At 41.9% G+C, this 24136-nt stretch carries 27 protein-coding genes and 1 other RNA gene; 17 read left to right on the top strand and 11 right to left on the bottom strand.

Annotation, left to right across the window (positions count from 1 at the left end; translation table 11 throughout):
* Positions 1-3: 3 nt before the first annotated feature.
* Positions 4-975: a KpsF/GutQ family sugar-phosphate isomerase gene (locus QL229_RS11335; RefSeq protein WP_138558036.1), complete on the bottom strand. Its 972-nt coding sequence runs from the start codon at positions 973-975 to the stop codon at positions 4-6.
* Between the two features lie 3 nt (positions 976-978).
* On the bottom strand, positions 979-1950 hold the full coding sequence (locus QL229_RS11330; protein ID WP_138558035.1) for a calcium/sodium antiporter: 972 nt from the start codon (positions 1948-1950) through the stop codon (positions 979-981).
* A gap of 247 nt (positions 1951-2197) precedes the next feature.
* Between QL229_RS11330 and mlaF the strand changes: the two genes are divergently transcribed.
* Genes mlaF through murA form a run of 7 tightly spaced genes read left to right on the top strand, consistent with a single transcriptional unit; the run spans position 2198 to position 6854 of the window.
* Entirely contained in the window at positions 2198-3016 is an 819-nt protein-coding gene (gene mlaF / locus QL229_RS11325; protein ID WP_135926228.1) for a phospholipid ABC transporter ATP-binding protein MlaF, read from the top strand.
* The gene (gene mlaE, locus QL229_RS11320) at positions 3009-3788 is read left to right on the top strand and encodes a lipid asymmetry maintenance ABC transporter permease subunit MlaE (protein WP_135923438.1); all 780 of its coding nucleotides are present in this window, start codon (positions 3009-3011) and stop codon (positions 3786-3788) included. The genes mlaF and mlaE overlap by 8 nt, the downstream gene beginning before the upstream one ends.
* A gap of 13 nt (positions 3789-3801) precedes the next feature.
* On the top strand, positions 3802-4350 hold the full coding sequence (gene mlaD, locus QL229_RS11315; protein WP_135923439.1) for an outer membrane lipid asymmetry maintenance protein MlaD: 549 nt from the start codon (positions 3802-3804) through the stop codon (positions 4348-4350).
* 2 nt (positions 4351-4352) lie between these two features.
* A complete protein-coding gene (locus QL229_RS11310; protein ID WP_135926229.1) occupies positions 4353-5030 on the top strand; it encodes an ABC transporter substrate-binding protein in 678 nt (225 codons plus the stop codon).
* Complete coding sequence (locus QL229_RS11305; RefSeq protein WP_135923440.1) at positions 5023-5316, top strand: STAS domain-containing protein; 294 nt, start codon at positions 5023-5025, stop codon at positions 5314-5316. The genes QL229_RS11310 and QL229_RS11305 overlap by 8 nt, the downstream gene beginning before the upstream one ends.
* A gap of 5 nt (positions 5317-5321) precedes the next feature.
* Positions 5322-5579 (top strand): BolA family protein, encoded by a 258-nt coding sequence (locus QL229_RS11300; RefSeq protein ID WP_065978178.1) that lies wholly within the window; start codon positions 5322-5324, stop codon positions 5577-5579.
* Positions 5580-5594: 15 nt separating this feature from the next.
* Complete coding sequence (gene murA / locus QL229_RS11295; RefSeq protein ID WP_281546905.1) at positions 5595-6854, top strand: UDP-N-acetylglucosamine 1-carboxyvinyltransferase; 1260 nt, start codon at positions 5595-5597, stop codon at positions 6852-6854.
* Positions 6855-6903: 49 nt separating this feature from the next.
* On the opposite strand, the gene QL229_RS11290 is transcribed toward murA, so the two are convergent.
* From QL229_RS11290 to QL229_RS11280, 3 genes are all read right to left on the bottom strand, one after another.
* Positions 6904-7986 (bottom strand): trypsin-like peptidase domain-containing protein, encoded by a 1083-nt coding sequence (locus QL229_RS11290; protein WP_135923442.1) that lies wholly within the window; start codon positions 7984-7986, stop codon positions 6904-6906.
* Between the two features lie 98 nt (positions 7987-8084).
* The gene (locus QL229_RS11285) at positions 8085-9437 is read right to left on the bottom strand and encodes a Do family serine endopeptidase (protein WP_135923443.1); all 1353 of its coding nucleotides are present in this window, start codon (positions 9435-9437) and stop codon (positions 8085-8087) included.
* A 123-nt stretch (positions 9438-9560) separates the two neighbouring features.
* Positions 9561-10004, bottom strand: coding sequence for a YhcB family protein (locus tag QL229_RS11280; RefSeq protein ID WP_135923444.1), 444 nt, complete (start codon positions 10002-10004; stop codon positions 9561-9563).
* Between the two features lie 178 nt (positions 10005-10182).
* On the opposite strand from QL229_RS11280, the gene zapE reads away from it, so the two are divergent.
* From zapE to QL229_RS11240, 8 genes are all read left to right on the top strand, one after another.
* Complete coding sequence (gene zapE, locus QL229_RS11275) at positions 10183-11271, top strand: cell division protein ZapE (protein WP_281546904.1); 1089 nt, start codon at positions 10183-10185, stop codon at positions 11269-11271.
* A 407-nt stretch (positions 11272-11678) separates the two neighbouring features.
* A complete protein-coding gene (gene rplM, locus QL229_RS11270; RefSeq protein ID WP_135923446.1) occupies positions 11679-12107 on the top strand; it encodes a 50S ribosomal protein L13 in 429 nt (142 codons plus the stop codon).
* A gap of 8 nt (positions 12108-12115) precedes the next feature.
* Positions 12116-12508 carry a 30S ribosomal protein S9 gene (gene rpsI, locus QL229_RS11265; RefSeq protein ID WP_095209788.1) on the top strand — a complete coding sequence of 131 codons (393 nt, stop codon included), beginning with the start codon at positions 12116-12118 and terminating at the stop codon, positions 12506-12508.
* 632 nt (positions 12509-13140) lie between these two features.
* A complete protein-coding gene (gene petA, locus QL229_RS11260; protein WP_054554178.1) occupies positions 13141-13731 on the top strand; it encodes a ubiquinol-cytochrome c reductase iron-sulfur subunit in 591 nt (196 codons plus the stop codon).
* Positions 13731-14996, top strand: a complete 1266-nt coding sequence (locus QL229_RS11255) for a cytochrome b N-terminal domain-containing protein (RefSeq protein ID WP_135923447.1) — start codon at positions 13731-13733, stop codon at positions 14994-14996. The genes petA and QL229_RS11255 overlap by 1 nt, the downstream gene beginning before the upstream one ends.
* A complete protein-coding gene (locus QL229_RS11250) occupies positions 14993-15730 on the top strand; it encodes a cytochrome c1 (protein ID WP_135923448.1) in 738 nt (245 codons plus the stop codon). Before QL229_RS11255 ends, QL229_RS11250 begins: the two co-directional genes overlap by 4 nt.
* Positions 15731-15809: 79 nt before the next feature.
* Entirely contained in the window at positions 15810-16436 is a 627-nt protein-coding gene (gene sspA, locus QL229_RS11245) for a stringent starvation protein SspA (RefSeq protein WP_054554181.1), read from the top strand.
* Positions 16436-16876 carry a ClpXP protease specificity-enhancing factor gene (locus QL229_RS11240; protein ID WP_135923449.1) on the top strand — a complete coding sequence of 147 codons (441 nt, stop codon included), beginning with the start codon at positions 16436-16438 and terminating at the stop codon, positions 16874-16876. Before sspA ends, QL229_RS11240 begins: the two co-directional genes overlap by 1 nt.
* Before the next feature lie 63 nt (positions 16877-16939).
* On the opposite strand, the gene dolP is transcribed toward QL229_RS11240, so the two are convergent.
* The 4 genes from dolP to QL229_RS11220 are packed head-to-tail and all read right to left on the bottom strand — an operon-like array spanning position 16940 to position 20399.
* The gene (gene dolP, locus QL229_RS11235) at positions 16940-17506 is read right to left on the bottom strand and encodes a division/outer membrane stress-associated lipid-binding lipoprotein (protein ID WP_135923450.1); all 567 of its coding nucleotides are present in this window, start codon (positions 17504-17506) and stop codon (positions 16940-16942) included.
* Positions 17506-18093 (bottom strand): SIS domain-containing protein, encoded by a 588-nt coding sequence (locus QL229_RS11230; RefSeq protein WP_135923451.1) that lies wholly within the window; start codon positions 18091-18093, stop codon positions 17506-17508. Before QL229_RS11230 ends, dolP begins: the two co-directional genes overlap by 1 nt.
* 30 nt (positions 18094-18123) lie before the next feature.
* The gene (locus tag QL229_RS11225; RefSeq protein WP_135923452.1) at positions 18124-18495 is read right to left on the bottom strand and encodes a YraN family protein; all 372 of its coding nucleotides are present in this window, start codon (positions 18493-18495) and stop codon (positions 18124-18126) included.
* Between the two features lie 26 nt (positions 18496-18521).
* The gene (locus QL229_RS11220; protein ID WP_281546903.1) at positions 18522-20399 is read right to left on the bottom strand and encodes a penicillin-binding protein activator; all 1878 of its coding nucleotides are present in this window, start codon (positions 20397-20399) and stop codon (positions 18522-18524) included.
* A gap of 61 nt (positions 20400-20460) precedes the next feature.
* Here QL229_RS11220 and rsmI point away from each other — a divergent pair, with 61 nt between their 5' ends.
* Together rsmI and rnpB are read left to right on the top strand one after the other, a co-directional pair.
* Positions 20461-21318 carry a 16S rRNA (cytidine(1402)-2'-O)-methyltransferase gene (rsmI, locus tag QL229_RS11215; protein ID WP_135923454.1) on the top strand — a complete coding sequence of 286 codons (858 nt, stop codon included), beginning with the start codon at positions 20461-20463 and terminating at the stop codon, positions 21316-21318.
* Between the two features lie 42 nt (positions 21319-21360).
* An RNA gene (gene rnpB, locus QL229_RS11210) (RNase P RNA component class A) lies at positions 21361-21712 on the top strand.
* 213 nt (positions 21713-21925) lie between these two features.
* On the opposite strand, the gene QL229_RS11205 is transcribed toward rnpB, so the two are convergent.
* Both QL229_RS11205 and QL229_RS11200 read right to left on the bottom strand, forming a co-directional pair.
* On the bottom strand, positions 21926-23449 hold the full coding sequence (locus QL229_RS11205; RefSeq protein WP_281546902.1) for an MASE1 domain-containing protein: 1524 nt from the start codon (positions 23447-23449) through the stop codon (positions 21926-21928).
* A gap of 17 nt (positions 23450-23466) precedes the next feature.
* On the bottom strand, positions 23467-24012 hold the full coding sequence (locus QL229_RS11200) for a hypothetical protein (RefSeq protein WP_135923456.1): 546 nt from the start codon (positions 24010-24012) through the stop codon (positions 23467-23469).
* Positions 24013-24136: the final 124 nt, after the last annotated feature.

The following is a 24136-nucleotide window of genomic DNA, read 5'->3' as shown; positions in this document are numbered from 1 at the left end:
TACTTACAGAACTCCTGCTTTTAATAGGTCTTGCATATTAAGCGCGCCAATCGGTGTGTTATTTTTATCGATTACAATCAAGCCGTTGATACGTTTGCGTTCCATAATATTTAACGCCTCAGCAGCCAGCATCTCTGCACTGGCTGTAGTACATGAGCGCGTCATGACCTGGCTAATGGCGGTACTATGAATATCAATACGTTGCTCTAAAATACGACGTAAATCACCATCCGTAAATAAGCCGCAGAGTTTTTGGTCTTCCGCGACCACGGCTGTCATACCTAACCCCTTCGCAGACATTTCAATAAGCGCATCTTTAATGCTTTGCGACTCGTGCACTATTGGTGTTGCATCACCACTGTGCATTACATCGTTTAATGTAAGCAACAAGCGTTTACCTAGGCTACCTCCGGGATGAGATAATGCAAAGTCATCGGCTGTAAAGCCACGTGTTTCGAGTAAAGCAACAGCCATTGCATCACCCATAACCAAGGTTGCTGTAGTGCTTGCCGTTGGCGCAAGACCCAGTGGGCATGCTTCTTGGCTAACTTTAATGCAAACATGCACATTAGAGAGCTTTGCCATTGTTGAGTCAGGGTTACCTGTTAGCGAAATCATTTTTGCGCCAATTCGTTTAATAACAGGAATAATGCTTAACACTTCACTGGTTTCACCCGAATTCGAAATGCACATTACTACATCATCTCGAGTGATCATCCCTAGGTCGCCATGGCTTGCTTCGCCAGGATGAACGAAAAATGCCGGTGTACCAGTGCTTGCTAATGTGGCAGCTATTTTATTGCCAATGTGGCCAGACTTACCCATGCCTATAACGATGATACGGCCTGTGCATTGGTACATTAGCTGACAAGCTTGCTCGAAATGTTCATCGATGTACTGATCTATTTCGTGTAAAGCTTGCGCTTCAATTTCAAGAACGCGCTTACCTTGCGCAATAAAATTTAGCTGGGTCATTGATTATCCTATTTGGCTAAAAATATAGCCTTGATATGCAATAAATGCGACTAACAAAAAGCCACCTTCTACTCTATTGATGCGGCGAGCACCTTTAAAGTTCAATGACATGGCAATCAGCACTAAAGTAGCTGCAATCATGATAAGGGCATCGCGGTTCGCTGCAGATGGGTCGATAATCGATGGGTTGATGATCCCAGCCAGTGGTAAAACAGCGAGTAGGTTGAAAATGTTCGAGCCTACAATATTACCCAATGCTAAATCATCTTCGTTTTTCAATACCCCAGCAATACATGCAGCCAGTTCAGGTAGACTGGTACCAATAGCGATAATTGTTAAACCAATTACAAGGTCTGAAAGGCCAAAGTATTTAGCAATATCAACGGCTGATTCGACTAAAAAATGTGAGCTGATAGGTAAAAGTATCATACCGATAACAAGCCATAGGATAGCTGATTTAGTACTGACATTATCGGGAACATCTTCACATGCCTCGCTCACGAAAGGGTCATCGTCTTGATTTTTAGCGCGTAAAGAAACAATCACTAAGCCTGCGATGAAGACAACAAAGGCAAGAGCTAATGCGATACCTTCGGCAAACGAAAAGTAGTTATCTGAAAACACGTACCATGCCGCAATTGAGACAAGCAGTACTAAAGGCATTTCTCGTTTTAAGGTCATTGACGAGACAGAAAGAGGGCGAAGTAGTGCTGTTACACCCAGTACAAGTAAGATATTGGTGATATTTGAGCCAACAGCATTACCCACTGCTGTATCAGTTTTACCGGCAAGCGCGGCAGAAGCAGATACCATCATTTCAGGGGCTGAAGAACCCATAGCAACAACCGTTAAACCTATGATTAGGGTCGGGATCCCCATATTTTTTGCGAGTGCAGCCGCACCATAAACAAACCGATCGGCACTCCAAACAAGTGCTGCAAAACCAATAATTAAAATGACAAAAGAAGTCACCATTGTGATACGCCAACATTACTGAAACAGATGGCTGCAAATAGTAACAAAAGCGAGCAGGAAAGTATAAGTAAAAGAATAGGCTGGCAGGCACAAAGCGCGGTTTTTTAGGAATGAGATTTCAGGTGTGGTTAAGGAGCAACTGCGTAGAGTTTAATTTGGCGAATAGAAAATATTACAAAATTTTACGAATTGTTTTTTCCATCTTGACTAAAAAAACTTTAAAATGGCAAAACGAGTGAAAAACGTTATGGAGAGCGACTTGTCGCAATCAATAGTAGAAATCAAGGATGTAACCTTTTCACGGGGCGATAGAATCATATATAAAAATATGAGTTTTAACATTCCGAAAGGCAAGATCACCGCTATCATGGGACCGAGCGGCATAGGTAAAACCACCATGTTACGCTTGATAGGTGGTCAACTTAAGCCTGATTCTGGTGATATTTTGTTCGAAGGCAATAGTATTCCTAGCATGTCTCGCAAGGAGCTTTACGCTGCCCGCACTAAAATGAGTATGCTTTTTCAAAGTGGTGCTTTATTCACTGATATGTCTGTGTTTGACAATATCGCTTTCCCCTTACGCGAACACACTCAACTTAGTGAAGATTTAATTCGGCTTGTAGTCCTTATGAAGTTACAAGCTGTAGGTCTTCGTGGTGCACAAGATTTAATGCCGTCTGAATTATCAGGTGGTATGGCACGCCGTGCAGCTTTGGCTCGCTCGATAGCCCTTGACCCCGAACTGATTATGTATGATGAGCCTTTTGCCGGCCAAGACCCTATTTCGATGGGGGTACTTGTTAAGCTGATCAAATCACTGAATGAGGTGTTAGGTTTATCGTCGCTTATTGTAACGCACGATGTAACCGAAGTGCTTAGTATTGCAGATCACGTGATCATTATTGCTGATCAAGGTGTGATTGGTGAAGGCTCACCTGAGCAAATGCAAAATCATCAATCAGAGCTTGTTCAGCAGTTCTTAAAAGGATTATCGGATGGTCCTGTACCATTCCATTATCCTGCTCCTGCTTATGATGATGAATTATTGGGAGTACCGAATGCTTGATCTGTTTCAAAAGCTAGGTCACAAAACGTTAGGCCGTTTTGCTGCGCTTGGTCGCTCTACGCAAATGTTGTTTGGCGCATTAGTAAATATGCCAAACTTCAAAAAAGGTACGCCGTTACTGATCCGTCAGTTGTATATGGTCGGCTCACAATCGCTTTTAATCATTATGGTGTCGGGCCTGTTTATCGGCATGGTGCTCGCTTTACAAGGCTATACCGTATTAGTCGGTTATGGTGCTGAAGATAGCTTAGGGCCATTGGTGGCACTAAGTTTGTTACGCGAATTAGGGCCTGTGGTCACGGCGTTATTATTTGCTGGTCGCGCGGGCAGTGCACTAACAGCTGAAATCGGCTTGATGAAAGCCACTGAGCAATTATCTAGCTTAGAGATGATGGCAATTGACCCACTTAAACGCATTATTGCCCCGCGCTTTTGGGCTGGCTTTATTAGTATGCCATTGCTTGCATTAATATTTTCTGCTGTTGCTATTATCGGCGCTCACTTAGTTGGCGTTGATTGGCTTGGTGTTGATTCAGGTAGTTTTTGGTCAATCATGCAAGCGCAAGTGTCGTTTCAGCAAGATATTGTCAATGGCATGATTAAAAGCTTTGTATTTGCCTTGATTGTAACGTGGATTGCGCTTTACAAAGGGTATGACTGTATCCCTACTTCTGAAGGGATAAGTAAAGCGACAACAGAAACCGTTGTACACTCATCACTGGCAGTTTTAGGTTTTGACTTTATTTTAACAGCGGTAATGTTTACCAGCTAATTAGGGTATAAAGATGAATTCACGGAAATTAGAAATTTTAGTTGGCTTTTTTGTAGCCCTAGGTATTGCGGCTTTTGCATTGCTTGCATTCAAAGTAGCAAATGCCGGCATTAGTGGTAGCGGTGAAACGTACCAACTAAATGCCAAGTTTGAAAACATTGGTTCGTTAAAAGCCCGCGCGCCAATTAAGGTCGGCGGAGTTGTTGTGGGGCGTGTTGAGTCAATTTCAATTGATCCAAAAGAGTTTGTGCCAGTGGTTAACATGGCGATTGACGCAAACTATTTGTGTAAGTTTTCAGATACAACCTCTATCTCTATTTTAACATCAGGTATTTTAGGGGAGCAGTACTTGGGTATTAACCCGGTTATTGCTGCCGATTCTGCAGAGCAACGCTGCATGGGTGAAAAAGTGACAGCCGCTCAAGATGATGCTGCTTTAGATGATTTGTTTGGTGTTGAAAGTAAAGCGCTTGCTGATGGTGATTACATCACCGATACCAAGTCAGCATTAGTATTAGAAGAGCTGATAGGTCAGTTCTTGTTCAACCAAGGAAGTGAATAATGATGTTTAAAAAATTTCTAATCGCTTTAAGCGTGGTGTTTACGGTAGGTGTACACGCTGCAGAGCCTGAGGTCGATTTAAAAGACCCATACAAAATGGTGCGCAAAGTATCAGATAATACCTTTGCACGTATTACTAAAGATCAGCCTTTAATCGCCAAAGATAAAGAGTATCTACGAGTGATCGTAGAAGAAGAGTTAATGCCTTACATTGACTACAAGTACGCTGCACTTCGTGTGTTAGGTAACCATGTATCAAAAGTACGTGCAATCGAAGATAAAGAAGAAAAGGCAAAAGCAATCAAAGATTTGCAACACTTCATTGATGTGTTTCAAAAATACCTAATTGCTACATACGCTGGTGTGTTTACGCAGTATACAAACCAAAGTGTTGAGTTTGGCCCAGCCCAGCCTTTTAAAGGTCAAGATGTGGTACTAGTCAAAACGAAAATTGTGGAACCAGGTAAGCCTGATATTAAAATTGACTTTAAAGTGCGTGAAGACCGAGATGGTGATTGGCGTGCATACGACATGATTGCCGAGGGTATAAGCCTGCTTGACGCTAAACAAAGTGAATTACAAGGCATTTTGCGTCAACAAGGTATCGAACACGTGAGTGACTTACTTGAGCAAAAGAGCCAACTACCAGTGCAGTTTAGAGGTGAAGGTGGCGATGAGTAACGTTGATATTACTCAACTCGAGGATAATCAGTTTCGGGTCAGTGGTGAACTGACCCGAAACTCTATCGCCAATGAACGCCTTCTGAACACCAAGTCACAATCTACACACAAAACGTGGTATTTTGACCTTTCTGGTGTATCTAGGGTTGACACGGCGGGCTTAGCTTGGTTAATTCACTCTTTCGCAGAATTAAAGCAGCAAGGTATTCGCCTTGAATTGCAAAATATTCCTGAGCAACTGCAAAACTTGATGCAGTTGGGACAGGTCACAACCTTATTTGAGTGAGATTTATGGAAACAAGCCAAGTCGAAACGTTATTACGCGACGAATTAAAGCTAGACGAAGTGATTGTTAAAGCAAACGGTAGCCACTACGAAGTGATTGCTGTTGGTGAGTGTTTTGACGGTTTAACGCGCGTTAAGAAACAACAATTGGTCTATGCTCCGTTAATGTCAACAATCTCAGACGGTACAATCCACGCTGTATCAATCAAAGCGTTCACGCCGACTGAATGGAAACGCGAACAAAAATTTATTTTACCTCAATAGTTTCAGGGCCTCCTCATGGATCAATTTGTTATTCAAGGTGGCACCTCGCTGGCAGGTGAAGTCACTATTTCTGGCGCTAAAAACGCCGCACTTCCTATTTTGTTTGCAGCACTGCTTGGGCAAGGTAAAAGTACCTTTAGTAACGTACCTCGCTTACGTGATATCGGCACCACCGAAGCTTTACTTAAAACGCTTGGTGCAACGGTAGAATGGCAGCAAGATACGCTGATCATCGATGGCGCGACGGTTGATAAAACTTTAGCTCCGTATGAGCTGGTAAAACAAATGCGTGCCTCTGTGCTTGCTCTGGGGCCTTTAGTGGCACGTTTCGGTGAAGCAAAAGTTTCACTGCCTGGTGGTTGTGCCATTGGTGCCCGCCCGGTTGATATTCATATTCAAGGACTTGAGCGCATGGGCGCAGTGATCAAGGTTGAAAATGGTTATATCAATGCCAAAGTTGATGGTCGTTTAAAAGGCGCCGAAATCTTCATGGAAATGGTGAGTGTTGGCGCAACAGAAAACTTACTCATGGCCGCAACGCTGGCTGATGGTAAAACAGTTCTTGAAAACGCTGCACGCGAACCTGAGATCACTGATCTTGCGAATTGCTTAATTGCGATGGGCGCTAAAATCAGCGGTGCAGGTACAAGCCGCATCGAAATTGAAGGTGTTGAGTCGTTATCTGGTTGTGAGTACAGTATTCTTCCAGACCGCATTGAAACAGGTACTTTCTTGGTCGCTGCGGCAATGGCTGGCGGCGAAGTATTGTGTAAAAACACAGATCACCATAGCCTAGATCCCGTGATTGAAAAGTTACGCGCCACGAATGCTTTGGTTGAAGTGACTGATAACAGTATTTACCTTGATATGCGTGGTCGTGAATTAAAAGCGGTTAACATTAAGACCATGCCACACCCGGGCTTTCCAACCGACATGCAAGCGCAATTTACCGCTTTAAATGTGGTAGCGAAGGGCAGTGCTACCATCACTGAAACGATTTTTGAAAATCGTTTTATGCATGTACCTGAACTACAGCGTATGGGCGCAAATATTCGCTTAGAAGGTAATACAGCAATTTGTGGTGATACAGAAAGGTTATCGGGCGCGCAAGTGATGGCGACAGATTTACGTGCGTCAGCAAGCCTTATTTTAACTGGTATTGTGGCGCAAGGTGAGACAGTTGTTGATCGCATTTACCACGTTGACCGTGGTTATCAGCGTATTGAAGACAAACTAAGTGCGCTGGGTGCTAATATTAAGCGTCGTTCAAGCTAATAACTTAATACTTATAAAAAAGCCTAACGTTTGTTAGGCTTTTTTTTGGTTAAGATTTTGACTCTAGTTCGCCAACAGTAACCATAATCTTTAATATCTCACCATCACGATAGACTTCAAATTCTAGCTTATTGCCCGGTTCAGTTTTTGCTAGTTTGTCTAAAACTAGTTGTGGGTTAGCAACCGAAATACCGCCGATTTTAATTACGATATCGGTTTCTCTGATCCCCGCTTGCCACGCTGGTCCAAACGGGTCTAGCTCGGTAATACGCATTCCTGCTACAGGCGTAAAGTTATCACTAACATCTTTGCCTGTGCTATCTATGCCGGTGCCTCTAAAACCTAAATAACCTCGTACAACACGGCCATGTTTGATTAATATATCCATGATGTCTTTAGCGATTGAGTAGGGCACTGCAAAGAAAATACCTTGGATATCCAAATCTGCATGGGTTTTGAATTGCGCCGACGTGATACCTACTAAGTCACCACGTGAATTAACTAATGCACCACCTGAGTTTCCTACATTTATCGCGGCATCCATTTGTAATAGGCTGCTGTATGGGCTGTCGATTAAGTTTTGCTTACCTGTAGCGCTAATAATCCCTTGGGTAATGGTTTGACCTAAATTAAGTGGGTTACCAATGGCTAAAACAACATCGCCTACACGTGGTTTAAAATTGTCATTAACAGGAATGACAGGTAAGTGTTCAGCGTTTATTTTTAATAAAGCTAAATCTGTTTCACTATCAAAGCCAATCACTTGAACATCATAAAAACGACGACCGTCTGCCAGGGTAATAATGATCAAGTCGGCATTTTTAATAACGTGATAATTAGTCAGAATGTAACCGTCTTGCGACATAATGACGCCTGAACCAAGTGCCTGAACAGTGTTTTGACGTTTGTAGCGTGGTTGGTTAGAAATACTTTCGGAAAAAATAGTTACCACAGAAGGGGCTGCACGTTGCACTGCATCGGCAAAGCTCATGTGCTGCGAGCTGATCGCAACGGGTAAATTCATGTTGGGTAATAAAGCGCTACGTAAACTCGGGCTAAAAAGCACGACCAAGAAGGCGATACCTAAACCAGTAAAAAGCGGCGGTAGGATAAATTTCAAAAGTTTTAGCACAATATTCTTATTATCAATGAGCAATTATTTAATGATGGCACAAAAAAAATAACAGCGGCAAGCACCACTGTTATTTTTTCATGAAAAATCAAATAAAATTATTGAATTAATACAAAAATAAGTTCTCGACCTCGTTTTACTCCTAGGACGATATTACCTTTAGTGTTTTCGATAATCTTATTCATGTCGCGGATTGTTTCAACACGTTGACGGTTTACTTGCATAATCACGTCACCTTCTTCAAGGCCTACCCGCGCAGCTGGAGAGCGTGCTGCCACACTGGTTATTTCAACTCCTTTACCATCACTCTTCTGAGTGTTCTCTAGTGTTGCACCTTGGAAAGCTGGGTGAGTTTCTTCGCCAGCTGCTGTTAGTGAAGCTGCGCCATCGAGGGTTACATTTACTATTTTAACTTTACCATCTCGATAAATACCTAGTTTTACGCGTTTGCCTTCACCAAGCGTAGCAATTTTGCTGCGTAGTTCATGGAACCCGCTGATCTCAGTGCCATCGACGCTGATGATCACGTCACCGGCTTTGATACCCGCTTTGCTTGCTGCGGTGTCATCCATCACCTGCATAACGTAGGCACCCTGTTTTACATCAAGTTTTTGTGCTTTAGCAAGGCCAGCGTCAAGCGGGCGACCTGAAATGCCCAGTGAACCGCGACGAACTTCGCCATGCTCAATAATTTGATCAACGAGGTTTTTCATCATGGTTGATGGGATAGCAAAGCCAATACCTACGTTTCCACCTGATGCGCCTAAAATTGCGGTGTTAATACCAATCAGCTCACCATTTAGGTTTACTAATGCACCACCAGAGTTACCTTGGTTAATAGCCGCGTCGGTTTGAATAAAGTCTTCATAACCTTCTATGTTTAAACCACTGCGACCAAGCGCACTCACAATACCTGAGGTTACTGTGTGACTTAAACCAAATGGGTTACCGATTGCTACCGCAAAATCACCCACGCGCAGTTTATCTGAGTCGGCAATTTTTAGCTCAGTTAAGTCATCAGCATCAATTTGCAGCAATGCAATATCTGATTCTTTATCACTGCCAATTCTGGTTGCCTCGTACTCACGACCATCCTCAAGGGTGACAATCATTTTTTCTGCATCTTCGACAACGTGGTTATTGGTAACAATATACCCTTCGTCTGCATTAATTATGACGCCAGAACCAAGGCCGCTAAATTCACGTTTTTGACTACCGCCGCGTGGTACGCCAAAAAAGTCATCAAACGGTGTTGGACGACGACGAACTTCTTTTGAGCCTGAAACTTGAATACTCACCACGCCAGGGGTGATTTGTTCTAACATTGGTGCAAGGGTTGGTAACTGTTGACCATTTACCGCCACTGGCAATTTAGCCATTGAAACTGCAGGCGCTAACAATAAGCTTGAAGATAAAATAGCAGCACTAATAACAGATAATTTCATTTTCATAGTCAGGGTTTACTCCACATCAGAGATAAAGCAAAAACTAAAAAGGGCTGCATAAGCAGCCCTTTTCTTGGTTTAGATATAAAGCTGTTATATCTAAAGACTATGGGGTCAAAAAAAAGTTCATCAAGAGGCTTTAGAATGTTCTGAAACTTTATTTGAACCAGTAAATAACCCTGTTTCACCGACCACATAGTCTGCAGGTTGTGCTTCTGCACTTGAGCGATCGCCACGACGGTCTTGTAATGAGCTTTGCAATTGCTCGGTAGTTTCTTTTGAAAAGAACGGCTCGTTAGGGTGTTGCTTTTTATCTGCTAATAATAGTTTGTTCGTTTCTTCAACATGGTTGAGAAGCTGGTCATAGTTATCTTTCATCTTTGAGACAAGTTTCCCTGTGCTTGCCAAGTGATCGGCAACATCTTGGCGGTATTGCTCAAGTGCATTATTAGCTTGCTCTACTTGTTGTTCTAACTCATCTTGCTTAAATTGTTTCTTTGTTACAAACGCACCAATGAAAAATGCCGAAATTGCAACGATGATAAGAATACCTACCCAGGTAATTGTGCCCATAAATCTACCCCTTTGGGAAAAAATAACAAAAACAAATGCTGTAAAAGCACTTATAGTCCAATCATTATTAAAATATGCTTAATTTGATTGTGAAATCATACTGCGGGTTAATATACCCTGAGATACGATGCGTGTTAATATACTCTGCAAATTTAACTGTGTTTTATTGTAACGACCTATGACTCCTTGGCAGAAGTACCAACAAGATTTACAACGTGAAGACTTTGTACATGATGCAGCGCAAGAAAATGCTGTGCGTCATTTGCAAAGGCTCTATGATGACCTAACGGCAGAGAAACCAGCCGCTAAGGGGTGGTTTGCCAAACTCTTCTCTAAAGATAGCACGCCAGCCATAAAAGGGCTCTATTTTTGGGGGGGAGTAGGTAGAGGTAAGACCTATTTAGTCGATACTTTCTACGAAGCTTTACCTACTGAACGTAAGATGCGTGTGCACTTTCACCGTTTTATGCATCGTGTTCATGATGAGCTCAAAAAGTTAAAAAATACCAGTAATCCATTAAATGTGGTTGCAGATATCTTTAAAGCAGAAACAGATATTATTTGTTTTGACGAGTTTTTTGTTCAAGATATCACTGATGCCATGCTGCTAGGTGGCCTGATGGAAGCGTTATTTGAGCGCGGTATCGTATTAGTGGCAACTTCAAACATTGTACCTGACGAGCTATACCGAAACGGTTTGCAACGCGCGCGTTTTTTACCAGCTATTGAACTAGTAAAAGCTAACACCGAGATTGTTAATGTGGACTCGGGTGTTGATTACCGCTTACGTACCCTTGAGCAAGCCGAAATTTTTCATAGCCCACTTGATCAGCAAGCGGATGATAATTTATTTGAATACTTTGATAAGTTGTCGCCAGAGCCTGGCGTGCTCGATAAAGCGATTGAAATCGAAGGCCGAATGATAAAAACGCGAAAGGTAGCTGATTGTATCGTTATGTTCGACTTTAGTGAGTTGTGCGAAACAGCGAGAAGCCAAGTCGACTACATGGAAATCAGCCGACTTTATAACACTGTTATTTTATCGAATGTTAAAGCGCTCGGCCAAGCTAATGATGATGCAGCTCGCCGTTTTATTGCGTTAGTTGATGAGTTTTATGAGCGTAATGTGACGTTAATTATTTCTGCTGAAAAGCCCATAACTGAGCTGTATAGCGAAGGTAACTTAAATTTTGAATTTAAGCGCTGCATCAGTCGATTGCAAGAAATGCAATCGCTAGAGTATTTAGCAAAAGAGCATCTAGCGTAGTAGAGCTGTCAGCCGTCAGCTTTCAGTTTTTAGCTGATCGAGATAGTGGTTTAGTTATTTGTGTTAATGAACTGAAGTAGCTTTACATTCATTTTTCGATTTTTAAGCTTTTGATAGCTGATAGCTGATAGCTGATAGCTGATAGCTGATAGCTGATAGCTGATAGCTGATAGCTGATAGCTGATAGCTGAATTTCTCGAATAAAAAACAACCATCATATAGCAATGTGGTTTAAGTGCTGGTATACTCCCGCGTCTGCCACGTTGCGTTCTATTGCCAGATATTAGTTTAGCCTCTAATTGATGGCTCAAAGTCTTAAACTCGAAGGGGTTAAAGCATTCAACTTAGAGCGGTAATTAATAATAATTACCTGTGGTTTTAAATTAAAAAACATTGGATTTTAATAAATGAAAACGTTTGTTGCTAAGCCAGAAACAGTAAAACGTGACTGGTACGTAGTTGACGCTGAAGGTAAAACTTTAGGTCGCATCGCTACTGAAATCGCTCGTCGCCTACGCGGTAAGCATAAAGCTGAGTACACTCCTCACGTAGATACTGGTGATTACATCATCGTTATCAATGCAGAGAAAGTTACTGTTACTGGTAATAAAGCAAAAGACAAAATGTACCACGCACACACTGGTTTCCCAGGTGGTCTTAAGTCTACTACTTTCGACAAGCTTCAAGCTGCAAAGCCTGAAATGATTATCGAAAAAGCTGTTAAAGGCATGTTGCCACGTGGTCCTTTAGGCCGCGAAATGTACCGTAAACTTAAAGTTTACGCAGGTACTGAGCACAACCATGCTGCACAACAGCCTCAGGTTCTAGACATTTAAGGAGCACTATCATGGCAAATCAATACTACGGTACAGGTCGTCGTAAAAGTTCAAGTGCTCGCGTATTCTTACGCCCAGGCACTGGTAACATCGTAATCAACAAGCGCTCTCTAGAAGAGTACTTCGGTCGTGAGACTGCTCGCATGGTTGTTCGTCAAGCATTAGAGCACGTTGAAATGACTGAAAAGTTTGACCTACACATCACTGTTTCAGGTGGTGGTACTACTGGTCAAGCTGGTGCTATCCGTCACGGTATCACTCGTGCACTTATGGAGTTTGACGAGTCTCTACGTCCTACACTTCGTAAAGCAGGTTTCGTTACACGTGATGCACGTAAAGTTGAGCGTAAGAAAGTGGGTCTTAAGAAAGCACGTAAGCGTCCACAATTCTCAAAACGTTAATATTTACGTTTATCAGAATACCAAAAACCCAGCTCCGGCTGGGTTTTTTGTTTCTTGGAGCCTTCAGCTTTCAAACATCAGTTTTTAGCAGATCGAGAGGGGGCTCAGTTTTTGATGTTTTACATCCATTTCTTAGGTTATATCGGGGTCAGATCACAGATCAGAACGCTGACGACTGATAGCTGATAGTAAAAACCCTACCTTTTTTCGTTCGATATTTAACCGCTGATAGTAATTACTGCGTATTACAGTAAAAAAACTTCACGATTTAGCGAAATTAGCTTAAATCCATCAGTTAATTGATGAATTTTTTTGCTACAATTGGGGGGCAAGTAATGTGAGTGAGTTCAACAACAGCTAATACAGAATTCTGTTTCCTCTTAGTGAGGTTGATCTTGGTCAGTATATTGTTTTTTTATATGCGTTATCATAACCAGCGGCTTCATGCTCGAGCTGGCCCTAATTAATCAACTATTAAAATGGGTTTATTCGAGCATGGGACTGTGAATAACCTTGTTTTAATCAAGGCTTTTAATTATGATCGCGTCTATTTTAAAATTTCTAAAAATTAACCTGCTGTAACTGATGTTCTCAATATGGCAAGTGTTGGGAATCATAGTGGAGATAAGTGGATGAGCAATGCGCCTGTAGACAATGGCCGACGTCGCTTTTTAACCATAGCTACCTCTGTTGTTGGTGGTGTTGGTGCGGCTGGGGCTGCTGTTCCTTTTATTGCGTCTTGGAATCCAAGTGAGCGAGCTAAATCTGCGGGTGCGCCTGTAGAAGTAGATATCAGCAAGCTTGAGCCAGGACAATTAATACGTGTTGAGTGGCGAGGAAAACCTGTTTGGGTTATTAATCGTACACCAAGAATGCTTGAACAGATGAAAGAACATGAAGGTCAACTTCGTGATCCTGCATCTGAAGAGCCTCAACAACCTGAATCATCAACAAACGAATACCGTTCTCAACGTCCTGAGATCTTCGTTGCTGTTGGTATTTGTACGCACTTAGGTTGTTCTCCTAGCTTCCTACAAGGTGGCTTTGGTGAAAAAGTAGAGGGCACAGACGACGGTTTCTTCTGTCCGTGTCACGGTTCTAAATTTGATATGGCGGGTCGTGTATTCCAATCTGTACCTGCACCATTAAATCTAGAAATCCCTCCGTATACCTTCCTTGATGACACGACTATTTTAGTCGGTGAAGAAAAAGGAGTGGCGTAATGTTTGGTAAAATTATTGGTTGGATCGACGATCGTATTCCAATGACACGTGTTTGGAACATGCACATTGCACAGTATCCAGCACCAAAAAACTTTAACTTCTGGTACTTCTTTGGCTCTCTAGCCATGTTAGTACTTGTTAACCAAATCGTAACTGGTATCTGGTTAACAATGAACTTCGTACCGTCTGCTGAAGGTGCTTTCGCATCGGTAGAATACATCATGCGTGATGTTGAATACGGTTGGTTACTACGTTACCTTCACTCAACAGGTGCATCAGCGTTCTTTATCGTTGTATATCTGCACATGTTCCGTGGCATGATCTACGGTTCTTACCAAAAACCACGTGAACTTCTGTGGTTATTCGGTATGTTCATCTTCTTAGCGCTTATGGCTGAAGCTTTCATGGGTTACTTATTGCCTTGGGGACAAATGTCTTTCTGGGGTGCACAGGTAATCATTTCACTATTCGGTGCGATTCCGGTAATTGGTGATGACTTAACGCTTTGGATCCGTGGTGACTACGTAATTTCAGGTGCAACGCTTAACCGCTTCTTTGCACTACACGTAATTGCACTACCTTTAGTTATCGTTATCTTAGTATTCTTACACATTGTTGCACTACACGAAGTGGGTTCAAACAACCCAGACGGTGTTGAAATCAAACGTAAGAAAGGCACTGTAGCTGAAGAAGACAAGCCTAAATTTAAATTCCACGAGTATTACACCAACAAGAAAGACATTGTTGATGCAATCCCGTTCCACCCTTACTACACAGTGAAAGATATTGTGGGTGTGGTTGGTTTCTTAATATTATTCTGTTGGGTTGTATTCTTTATGCCTGCGATGAATGGTTTCTTCTTAGAAGCGCCAAACTTCGAAGCAGCTAACCCACTGAAAACACCTGAGCACATTTTCCCTGTTTGGTACTTCACGCCATTCTATGCGATTCTGCGCGCTATCCCAGATAAACTAATCGGTGTTATCGCGATGGGTGCATCTATCGTAGTGCTTGCGTTACTACCTTGGATTGACCGTGGTTCGGTTCGTTCTATTCGTTATCGTTGTGGCTTACACAAGTTAAACATTGCTCAATTCGTGGTAACGTTCGTTATCTTAGGTTGGGTTGGTGCAACTCCACAAACTGATTTCAAAACGCTGTTATCACAAATCACGACTGTGACATACTTCATGTTCTTCGTATTGTTATTTGTTTACAGTAAGAATGAGAAAACTAAGCCATTACCAACGAGGTTGACGAAATGATGAAAAAGCTAATTATCGGTTTATTCGCATTGTTGCCATCGTTGACAATGGCAGCGGGTCCTTCGGTTCCTTTAATGGATGCCAACATTGACCTTAAAGACAATGCGTCTTTACAGCGCGGTGCTAAATTGTTCATGAACTACTGTCTTGGTTGTCACCAAATGCAGTATCAACGTTATGAGCGTACGTTCCGCGACATCGGTATTCCTACTGAGATTGGTCAAGAGCAACTGATTTTTGATGGCTCAAAAGTAGGTAGCCACATCAAAAACGCGATTGATAAAGATGACGCAGCTAAATGGTTTGGCGCAGCGCCACCAGATCTTACGCTTGTAGCGCGAGTTCGTGGTACTGACTGGATCTACACTTACCTGAAGTCATTCTACAAAGATGAATCTCGTCCGTTTGGCGTAAACAACGTTGTTTTCCCATCGGTAGGTATGCCGCACGTTCTTCAAGAACTACAAGGCTTACCAACACCAATCACTGAAGAAGTGGAAGAACACGGTCACACTGTGACTAAAGTTGTTGGCACTGAAACAGATGGTTCAGGTGAAATGAGTGTTGACGAGTATGACCAAGCTGCTCGTGATTTAACTAACTTCTTAGCTTACGTTGGCGAGCCGTCACGTTTAGAGTCAGAAGCGTTAGGTCTTAAGGTAATTGGTTTCTTAGTGATTCTATTTATCTTGGCATTCATGCTGAAGAAAGAATACTGGAGAGATGTTCACTAATTCTGGACGTTTTGAAAGGTAATTTTGTGATAGGGGCTTAAGCCCCTATTGCTGTTTTTGTAATATAATGGAGGTAGGCATGGCCGTAGCTGCCAATAAGCGCCCTGTAATGACCCTGTTTTCTGGTGCTAACTGTATGTATAGCCACCAAGTACGTATTGTACTTGCTGAAAAAGGTGTAAGTGTTGACATTCACCTGGCTGAAAAGGATAACCTGCCAGAGGCACTTCATGAAATTAACCCTTACGGTACAGTACCAACACTGATCGATCGTGAGCTTGGTTTATATCAGGCAAACATCATCATGGAATACCTTGATGAACGTTTTCCTCATCCTCCACTAATGCCAGTATATCCGGTTATGCGTGGCCGTAGTCGTCTGATGATGCACCGTATTGATACGGATTGGTATAGTCTAGCGAATAAGATCACTAGCGGTAGCAGCGAAGCAGCACAAGCACGCAAAGAGCTTACTGAAGCGTTACTTGCAATCGCACCTATCTTCTCTGAAGCTCCTTACTTTATGAGCGAAGAGTTCAGCTTAGTTGATTGTTACTTAGCGCCGTTATTATGGCGTTTACCTGAGCTTGGCATTGAACTTAATGGTGCTGGTGCTAAAGAGCTTAAAGAATACATGCTGCGTTTATTTGAGCGTGAATCATTCCAAGCTTCATTAACTGAAGCAGAGCGTGAGATCCGTTTATAATGACGCCTAATCGTCCTTATTTACTACGCGCTTTCTTTGATTGGATTGTTGATAATCAATGTACACCACACTTAGTGGTGAATGCTGATTTTCCTGCTGTACAAGTACCAACACAGTTTGTTCAAGACGGCCAGATCGTTTTAAACATCAGCCCATCAGCGGTCACGCAATTTGCTATGGATAACCAGCAACTGAGCTTTAATGCTCGGTTTGGTGGTCAACCTATGCAAGTGTATGTACCTATGGGTGCTGTGCTCGCAATTTATGCACGTGAGAATGGTGAAGGGACTGTATTTACTGCAGAAGAATTCATCGAGGACGAAGACGATTTTGCTCCGGTATTAGAAAGTGTAGACACGCCTGACGATGTAACGCCAGATGATGAACCACCAACTAAACCAGAGAAGAAAAAAGGTGCTCACTTACGAGTGATCAAATAGCCTTATTAAAATCGAAAAACCCGCTTATAAAGCGGGTTTTTTATTATCAACTTACAGTTCGTATTATAGATATTCAAACACTTTAATTACACGCTCAACACCTGATACGTTTCGTGCCACATCAACCGCTAAGTTGGCTTCTGTATCACTCACTAAGCCCATTAAGAACACCTCTCCATTCTCTGTTATGACTTTAATGTTGTTACTGCTGATATTCTCAGTGGTGAGTAATTGGGTTTTCACTTTTGAGGTTAACCATGAATCGTGTGTTTGTGTGCTCATGCCAATATTAGAGCTGATGCGAATTTGGTTATGAATTTTACGAATACCATCAACGCCTTCAATTGCACGTTGTGCTTGCTCTTTCATTTCTTGGTTAGGCACTTGACCAATCATTAATACAATACCGTTAACGCTAATAACGTTCACATTAGCAAATTTGTGTAAACGTTCAATTTCACTGATAGCGATTGAACTTTTAATTTCGATGTTGTTATCGTCAATTTGTGAGCCAATTGTGCGACGATCATTTGCTGCTGTGACTGCGCCTGCAGTGCCTGCAACAACTGCTGCAGCACACCCTTGTAGTAATAATACGGTACTAATTACAAGTAGAGACTGTTTTAACATTAATTTTCTTCCTGTGGGAATAAGGTTAAATCAATAAGCTCACTTAAACAGTGTAAGTTCACTAAATGTGATTCAACAATACGACTAGGGCGCTTTGATGGCACGCGAATTTCAACATCATTGGGGCCCAATAATCCAACTAATTCACCGCCGTCATCACCGACTAATACTATGACTTTCATATCGCGAGTAAGTGCCGCCTCAACCGCAGAAATAATGTGTTTTTCATTGCCATTAATCGCGATAGCTAAAAGCAGGTCACCTTGCTGGGCAAACGCACGAATTTGCCTTGCAAAGGTTTCGTGCTCATCTGTTTGGTTTGTCGAGCCTAAATTAACCTGCTCTTGCGCGAGCGCAACAGCTGGTAGGCATGGACGCTCAGTTTCATAAAAGTTAATTAATAGCCCAGCCATATGTTGAGCCAGCATGTGGCAGCTTGGCGTGCCGCAACAAAGCAATTTATTACCATTAATTAGACTTTGCGCAATGGTAAATGCGGCTGATTCGAGGGCGCTTGGCAGTACTTCACCTGCGGCAATTTGAACTTGAATATTTTCGGTAAAGATCTTTTTTATTGTTTCTTGCATAACCTACCAATTAAGCTGACGCCATAAGCGTTAGTAAACATTTTTAAACCAGTTAATTGCACTGTTAGTCTCGCCGGTAATGGCCAGATAATCTAATCGCATAGCCTGGTTTGATATTTTTTTCTCTGCAAGATAATGGGCAATTGTTCGCCTTAATCGTTGCTGCTTTTGTTTGCTGAGTGCAACGTTAGCACCCCCTCGAAGGGTGTTTTTTCTAAACTTCACTTCAACAAACACTAAAGTTTGTCCATCACGCATAATGAGATCAAGCTCACCATACTTACACAGATAGTTACGCTCAATAGCAACTAATCCATGCTGTATTAAATACTGTTCGGCCTGCTTTTCATAATACAGGCCTTTTTCGCGGCTATTTTGCCACAATTGCTTAAACCACGACATAGCTTCATCCTTGAGCATGCGTTAATTTAATCAGCTGAGTTATACCTCGATGCTGATTGCATAAATAAAGGAATAGGTTGTTCTGTTGGTAAATCAACAGCGATTATTTGCTTATTTTTGTATTGAGCCCAGTCTAGGCTGCGGGTTACATAGCCATTACTGGCAATGCTAAGGTCACCGCTGATTCCTGTAAAGCGTTTGCCTTGTACCATACTAAGTTGTTTTACTTCACCAAGCATACTGGTTGCATCGAACGCCATAGCAAAAAGGCGTTGGTTGATGTCAGCATGTTCAGGCCACAAGCTATCATATTGTTGGCGCAAGTTATGTTGTTGAATTTGACCTTCGAGCATCCAAGGAAGCTCAGTAAAATAAAGGCCATCTAAATCGCCTTTATCGGTTCTATCAATTTGTTTACTGTGACTTTTTGAGCTGGCGTAAAGCGGAATGCGGTCAGCAAAAGTACTTACGTTAACGTCTAAATAGGGTTTAATTAAACGTGTTTCGGTGGCATCACCTAAAATGTAAATTACATCTATATCGCTACGAGAACGGGTTTCACTTTCAACTTCTTGCTTAAATAACGATTTAACAACATTAATGCGCTCTTTACTTTGGTCTACCTCAAGCAAGCCGGTAATTGTTTTAGGCATATCTGCTTTATCAGAGTAAAAGCCAATTTGCGGTTTTACTTCGCTGTAACGCTGCCATTGAGTGTTAAAGTATTCAACCAAGCGCTGACCATTATTATTATTAGGTGCAAGTAACATGGGCTTTTGGTAGCCCGCAGTTAAAAAGCGTTCTAAAGCTTGTTGAACTTCATGTTCAGGGTTAAGAGCAAAGAAAAAGTGCTGCTGTGAGATCCGTTCGCCATCAAAGCTGTTTAAGTGCATCACCGGGTAATCAACCAGCGTTTGTGACGTATTCAATTTTTCAATATTACTTTTAAGCAATGGGCCAATAACAAAGTCAGCTTTAAACTCGCTTAACTTAAGTGCTATCTCTTCTGCCGGTAATGATTCATCAATAAATAGGGTTTCTGTTATTGCTCTGTTATCAAGTGCCGCAAGTACGCCTGCTTTTAAGGCGTCGCCCAAACGTTCATTGGCACCCGATTGCGGAATAAGTACCACTAAACGATTTACTTCTAATGGTTCGATTTGCACAAGCTCAGTGACCTTTTTTGGCAAAACTTCTGCCGCAGGGTGGCCAGGGTAACGACGTAACCAGTTATTCATTGCTTGATGAAGTTCTACCGGTGCACCTAAATAAACTTGATGATAAAGCGCTAAGTTAACCCAGCCTTGTTGTACAACAGAACCTCGGTTAAAGCGCTCAAGAGCATAGGATGAAAGCTGGGTAAGGCTTTGCCACAAATCTTTATTTAAATTAGCGACAGTAAAATTGTTTTCACTGCTTAATGTTGATGCTGCAAAGTAAAATGGCATAGCTAGTTTAGGCATACCTTGAGAAGCATATACCCGTGCTGTTAAGTATTTGTGCCATGCTTGATGCTCAGGCTGCGTTAACTGAGGCTCAAGCTGTTGTAGTTGTGCTAGCGCTAAGTCGCTCTTACCTTGTTGCTCTAGGGCAAGGGCGATATAAAGTTTGTTTTGAATTTGATCGACACTTGGCGTGCTTTCAAGTTCAAGGCAGATCTTTTCTAGCAGTTCCCAGCGCTCTTCGTTAATTGCAGCATCGCGAGCAGTATAAAGAAGTTGGATTTTATCGGCACCTTGGCGGAGCAGTGCCGTTTGATACATTGATTGTGCGTCGGTTAGTTGTGATAGTCCAAGCTCAGCTTGGCCTGACTGATTTTCTGAAGTATTTAGTTGTTTTTCGGTTGTGCTACAAGCCGATAACCCCGACAATACAATTAATAGACTAACAAGTTTAAGTCGCACAATGATTTCCCAATACGTTAACGCGATTTGCTTATATTACTGACTGACGCAGGAGACCTCAATGTTAAATGAGGACAATTCAGATAAAATCGGCACTCTTTACATTGTTGCCACGCCTATTGGTAACTTTGATGACATCAGCCAGCGTGCCATCCAAACCCTATCTGAGGTTGACTTAATAGCCGCTGAAGATACTCGTCACACAGGAAAGTTGTTAAGCCACTTTAATATCAAAGCAAAAACCTTTGCTTTACATGACCACAACGAGAAACAAAAAGCGCAACAAATTGTCGACTGGCTAGAGCAAGGAATGAACATTGCGCTGGTATCTGACGCCGGCACGCCACTTATTAGCGATCCAGGTTATGCGGTGGTCAATTTATGCCGTGAACAAGGCGCGCATGTTACGCCAGTACCGGGAGCATGTGCTGCAATTACCGCTGTATGTTGTTCTGGTTTACCGACAGATCGTTTTCAGTTTATTGGTTTTACACCTGCAAAGAGTAAAGCAAGGCAGACCTTTTTTATCGAAGCGGTTAACTCAGGTATTACTAGCATCATGTATGAAAGTACCCACCGCATTATGGCGAGCCTTGATGATTTAGAAGCAGCGCTCGGTGCAGAGCAGCCAGTGGTATTTGCTAAAGAACTGACCAAAACCTTCGAAACTTTTTTCAATGGCACGGTTGCCGAGTTAAAACAGTTTTTAACGGATGATCCAACTAAGCAACGCGGTGAAATCGTATTGATGTTACCGGGCAAGGCAAAGCAAAGTGACGATATTCCAGAAGATGCGCGCCGCATGCTCGGTTTACTCGAAGCCGAAATGCCACTGAAAAAAGCCTGTGGTGTTGTGGCTGAGTATTTTGGTTTGAAGAAAAACGCACTTTATAAAGCAATTATTGACGAAAAAGACTAATTCTTTACTGCATAGACGTGCGCGCTCAGGTATACTGCGCGCCGAGTCAGCCGAGATAATCGCTGCCTGCAACGAAAATGCGCAGGGGGAGGAAAGTCCGGGCTCCACAGGGCAGGGTGCCAGCTAACGGCTGGGGGGCGCGAGCCTACGACAAGTGCAGCAGAGAGGAGACCGCCAACTTCGGTTGGTAAGGGTGAAAGGGTGCGGTAAGAGCGCACCGGGCCACTGGTAACAGTTGGTTGCAAGGTAAACTCCACCCGGAGCAAGACCAAATAGGGTTCCTTATGGCGTGGCCCACGTTGGAACCGGGTAGGTTGCTTGAGCCATAGAGCGATTTATGGCCTAGACGAATGATTATCCACGACAGAACCCGGCTTATTGGCTGACTCACCAAATCATATTAAAGCCCGTAGTGAATGCTACGGGCTTTTTGCTTTTTAGAGCCTAGTTTTTAGCTGATTGCTATTGTGGCCTAACCATTATGCTAAATAGTGAAATTTATCATTATTGTTAAACCACCACATTCACCATTTTTAAACTGAGTTTTACCTTTGAGTACTGAGACACGCTCGACGATCCCTAATATACCAAACCCGCCTTTAGAATTTTAGTTTTTATGTTCAGGCAGGCCTATGCCGTTATCACAAATAATTATCTCAAGTTCATTTTCTTGGTAAGTAATATCGATTGAAAACTCAGTGGCTAGAGAGTGTTTAACAGCATTGGTTGATGCCTCTTGGCAAATGCGAAAGATGGCGATTTTAAAATCATCATTTAAGCTATCTATCGGTCCACTTATTTTGCATTGATAAGCTATTCCAGCTTCATTTAGGTGCTCAGAGAATAACTCGCTTTTTAATGCTGCTTCTAAACCTAATTCGTCTAATAGACGAGGTCTCAGCCAGTGCATTAACCTGTATACCGAGTCATACATATGGCTTGAAACGTTTTGGAGTCTTGTAATTGTCGATGCTAACTCGTTATGGTTGGCTGTTTTCTTTTCTAATATTGCAATATTTGTTTTTAAAGCTGTCAGGTTTTGACCTATATCATCATGTAATTCTTGTGAAAGCTGGCTTCGCTCAGATTCTTGAACATTAACAACTTTAGTTGCTAAGTTTTGAGTTAACGTACTAAGTTCAATTAATTCTTTATTTTGCTCTAATAATGCGGATTTAGACTTATTTAATTCAGTAACAAATGCACTGAGCAAAAGAGCCAGAACGCTGTAACTTATTATGTAAAGTTGCGTAGTCAGGAGTAATTCGGTCTCATTCACACCATAGACGTTAATGAGTAAGGATATAACAGTTACACTTGCATAGCTCAGAGCCCCTAAGGCCCCGTATCGATAGCTAAACCATATCAACGGAAATATAGCTAGCATTCGCAAGAGGTAGAGTGATTTAGGTTCAAACAGGTAAACCCCAATGAAAACAGTGAGGCAAAGACACAGCTGCACTAAAAGCGTACTAACCTCTTTAGTTATGAGTTTACTTAATTGCTGGTAAATTGTTTTAGCATGAAACGCGAAAAGCAACATGATAAGTGTCGTTATGATACCGCCAAGTTGATGGGCTAACATCATTTCAAAACGATCTTCATCAGCAATAAGCCGGTACTTATTTTGGCTATCACTCGGTAAGATAATGAGCATTGATCGTATAAAGCGATATGAAATTGCAATAAATAATACTGTAACAGCACTTTTAACAGTTTGAATATCTAATCGAACTTTGAAAAGCTTTGCCAGCACAAGAGGAGTAAGAATCAAAAACTCTCGGCATGCAGAGCTAACAAGTCTATAGGGGATATCATCAAGAGGAACATCATAAAAATACCAAACATAACTGATTTGTCCTAATGTAAAACCTACTGCTAATGCAGGCCAATAACGTAAAGGAAAAAACAGATAACAAACTACTCTGAAGCCAACCGGAAAGTACCAACTAACAAAGTCCTCGTACACAACATAGTTAAAGGAAAATAAATAAAGACTATTTTCGATAACTGGCGCAATTAAAACTATTAAGCACGAAAACAATACAAACTTTACTATGTCACTGCGCTGGGTGCTCTTCAACTTGAGGGCTAGCGGAACAAAGTAACTTTTGTTGAAAACTCTATCCATGAGTAAGTATAACCTTTTTATAATATGTAAACTTGCGTCGTATCAAACTGTTGTTTGGCGCTAGGGTTACACAAAGTATAACGTTGTGTTACTTGAATTTCAGCTTTATTTCCAATAAGTTGTAATAAATGCCCTTTAGCAATATCTGACATATTACGCTTATGCTTTACAATCACTTCACGACCTAAAGCTCCTTGCAAGCGTGGTTTAGGGAAAGCTGTTTTGGTTACCGGCTTGATATGCTCGCACTGAGTAAAATAATCTAAACATTGCTGTTTTGCTTTATTGATGGTCTCATCGTTGCTTTTAATTATGTCTACATTTTTAATGAAATGAACAAACGCGGCATTTCGTGAAGTAAAGTTAGCCGTAACATTAGCTAAGGCTTTTGATTCTGGCCATTTACGCATGACTACATATTTATTTTTACCTGTTTTGACTAGGTTAGTAGACCCTTTTGTCATTTTACTTGTCCACTCAATACGATAATTTGACTCACCAATGTAATGTAGTAATACGGTGATGTTGTGAAAGTGGCTTGTTTCCCCTGCGATCTTTTTCATGGCTATTTCCTTGTCATTTTGGGTAAGCTTACAAGGAGATAAACAATAAAATTATTTCCACTTTTCTTAGGCTTATAAGAATTTTTCTTACCTGAGTGCGTTTTTACCGCGTTATAATGGGGAT

Origin of the sequence: Pseudoalteromonas sp. PAR1, from assembly GCF_947311895.1 — a bacterium.
Taxonomy (GTDB): domain Bacteria; phylum Pseudomonadota; class Gammaproteobacteria; order Enterobacterales; family Alteromonadaceae; genus Pseudoalteromonas; species Pseudoalteromonas lipolytica_C.
This window is presented reverse-complemented; position numbering and strand designations above follow the sequence as displayed.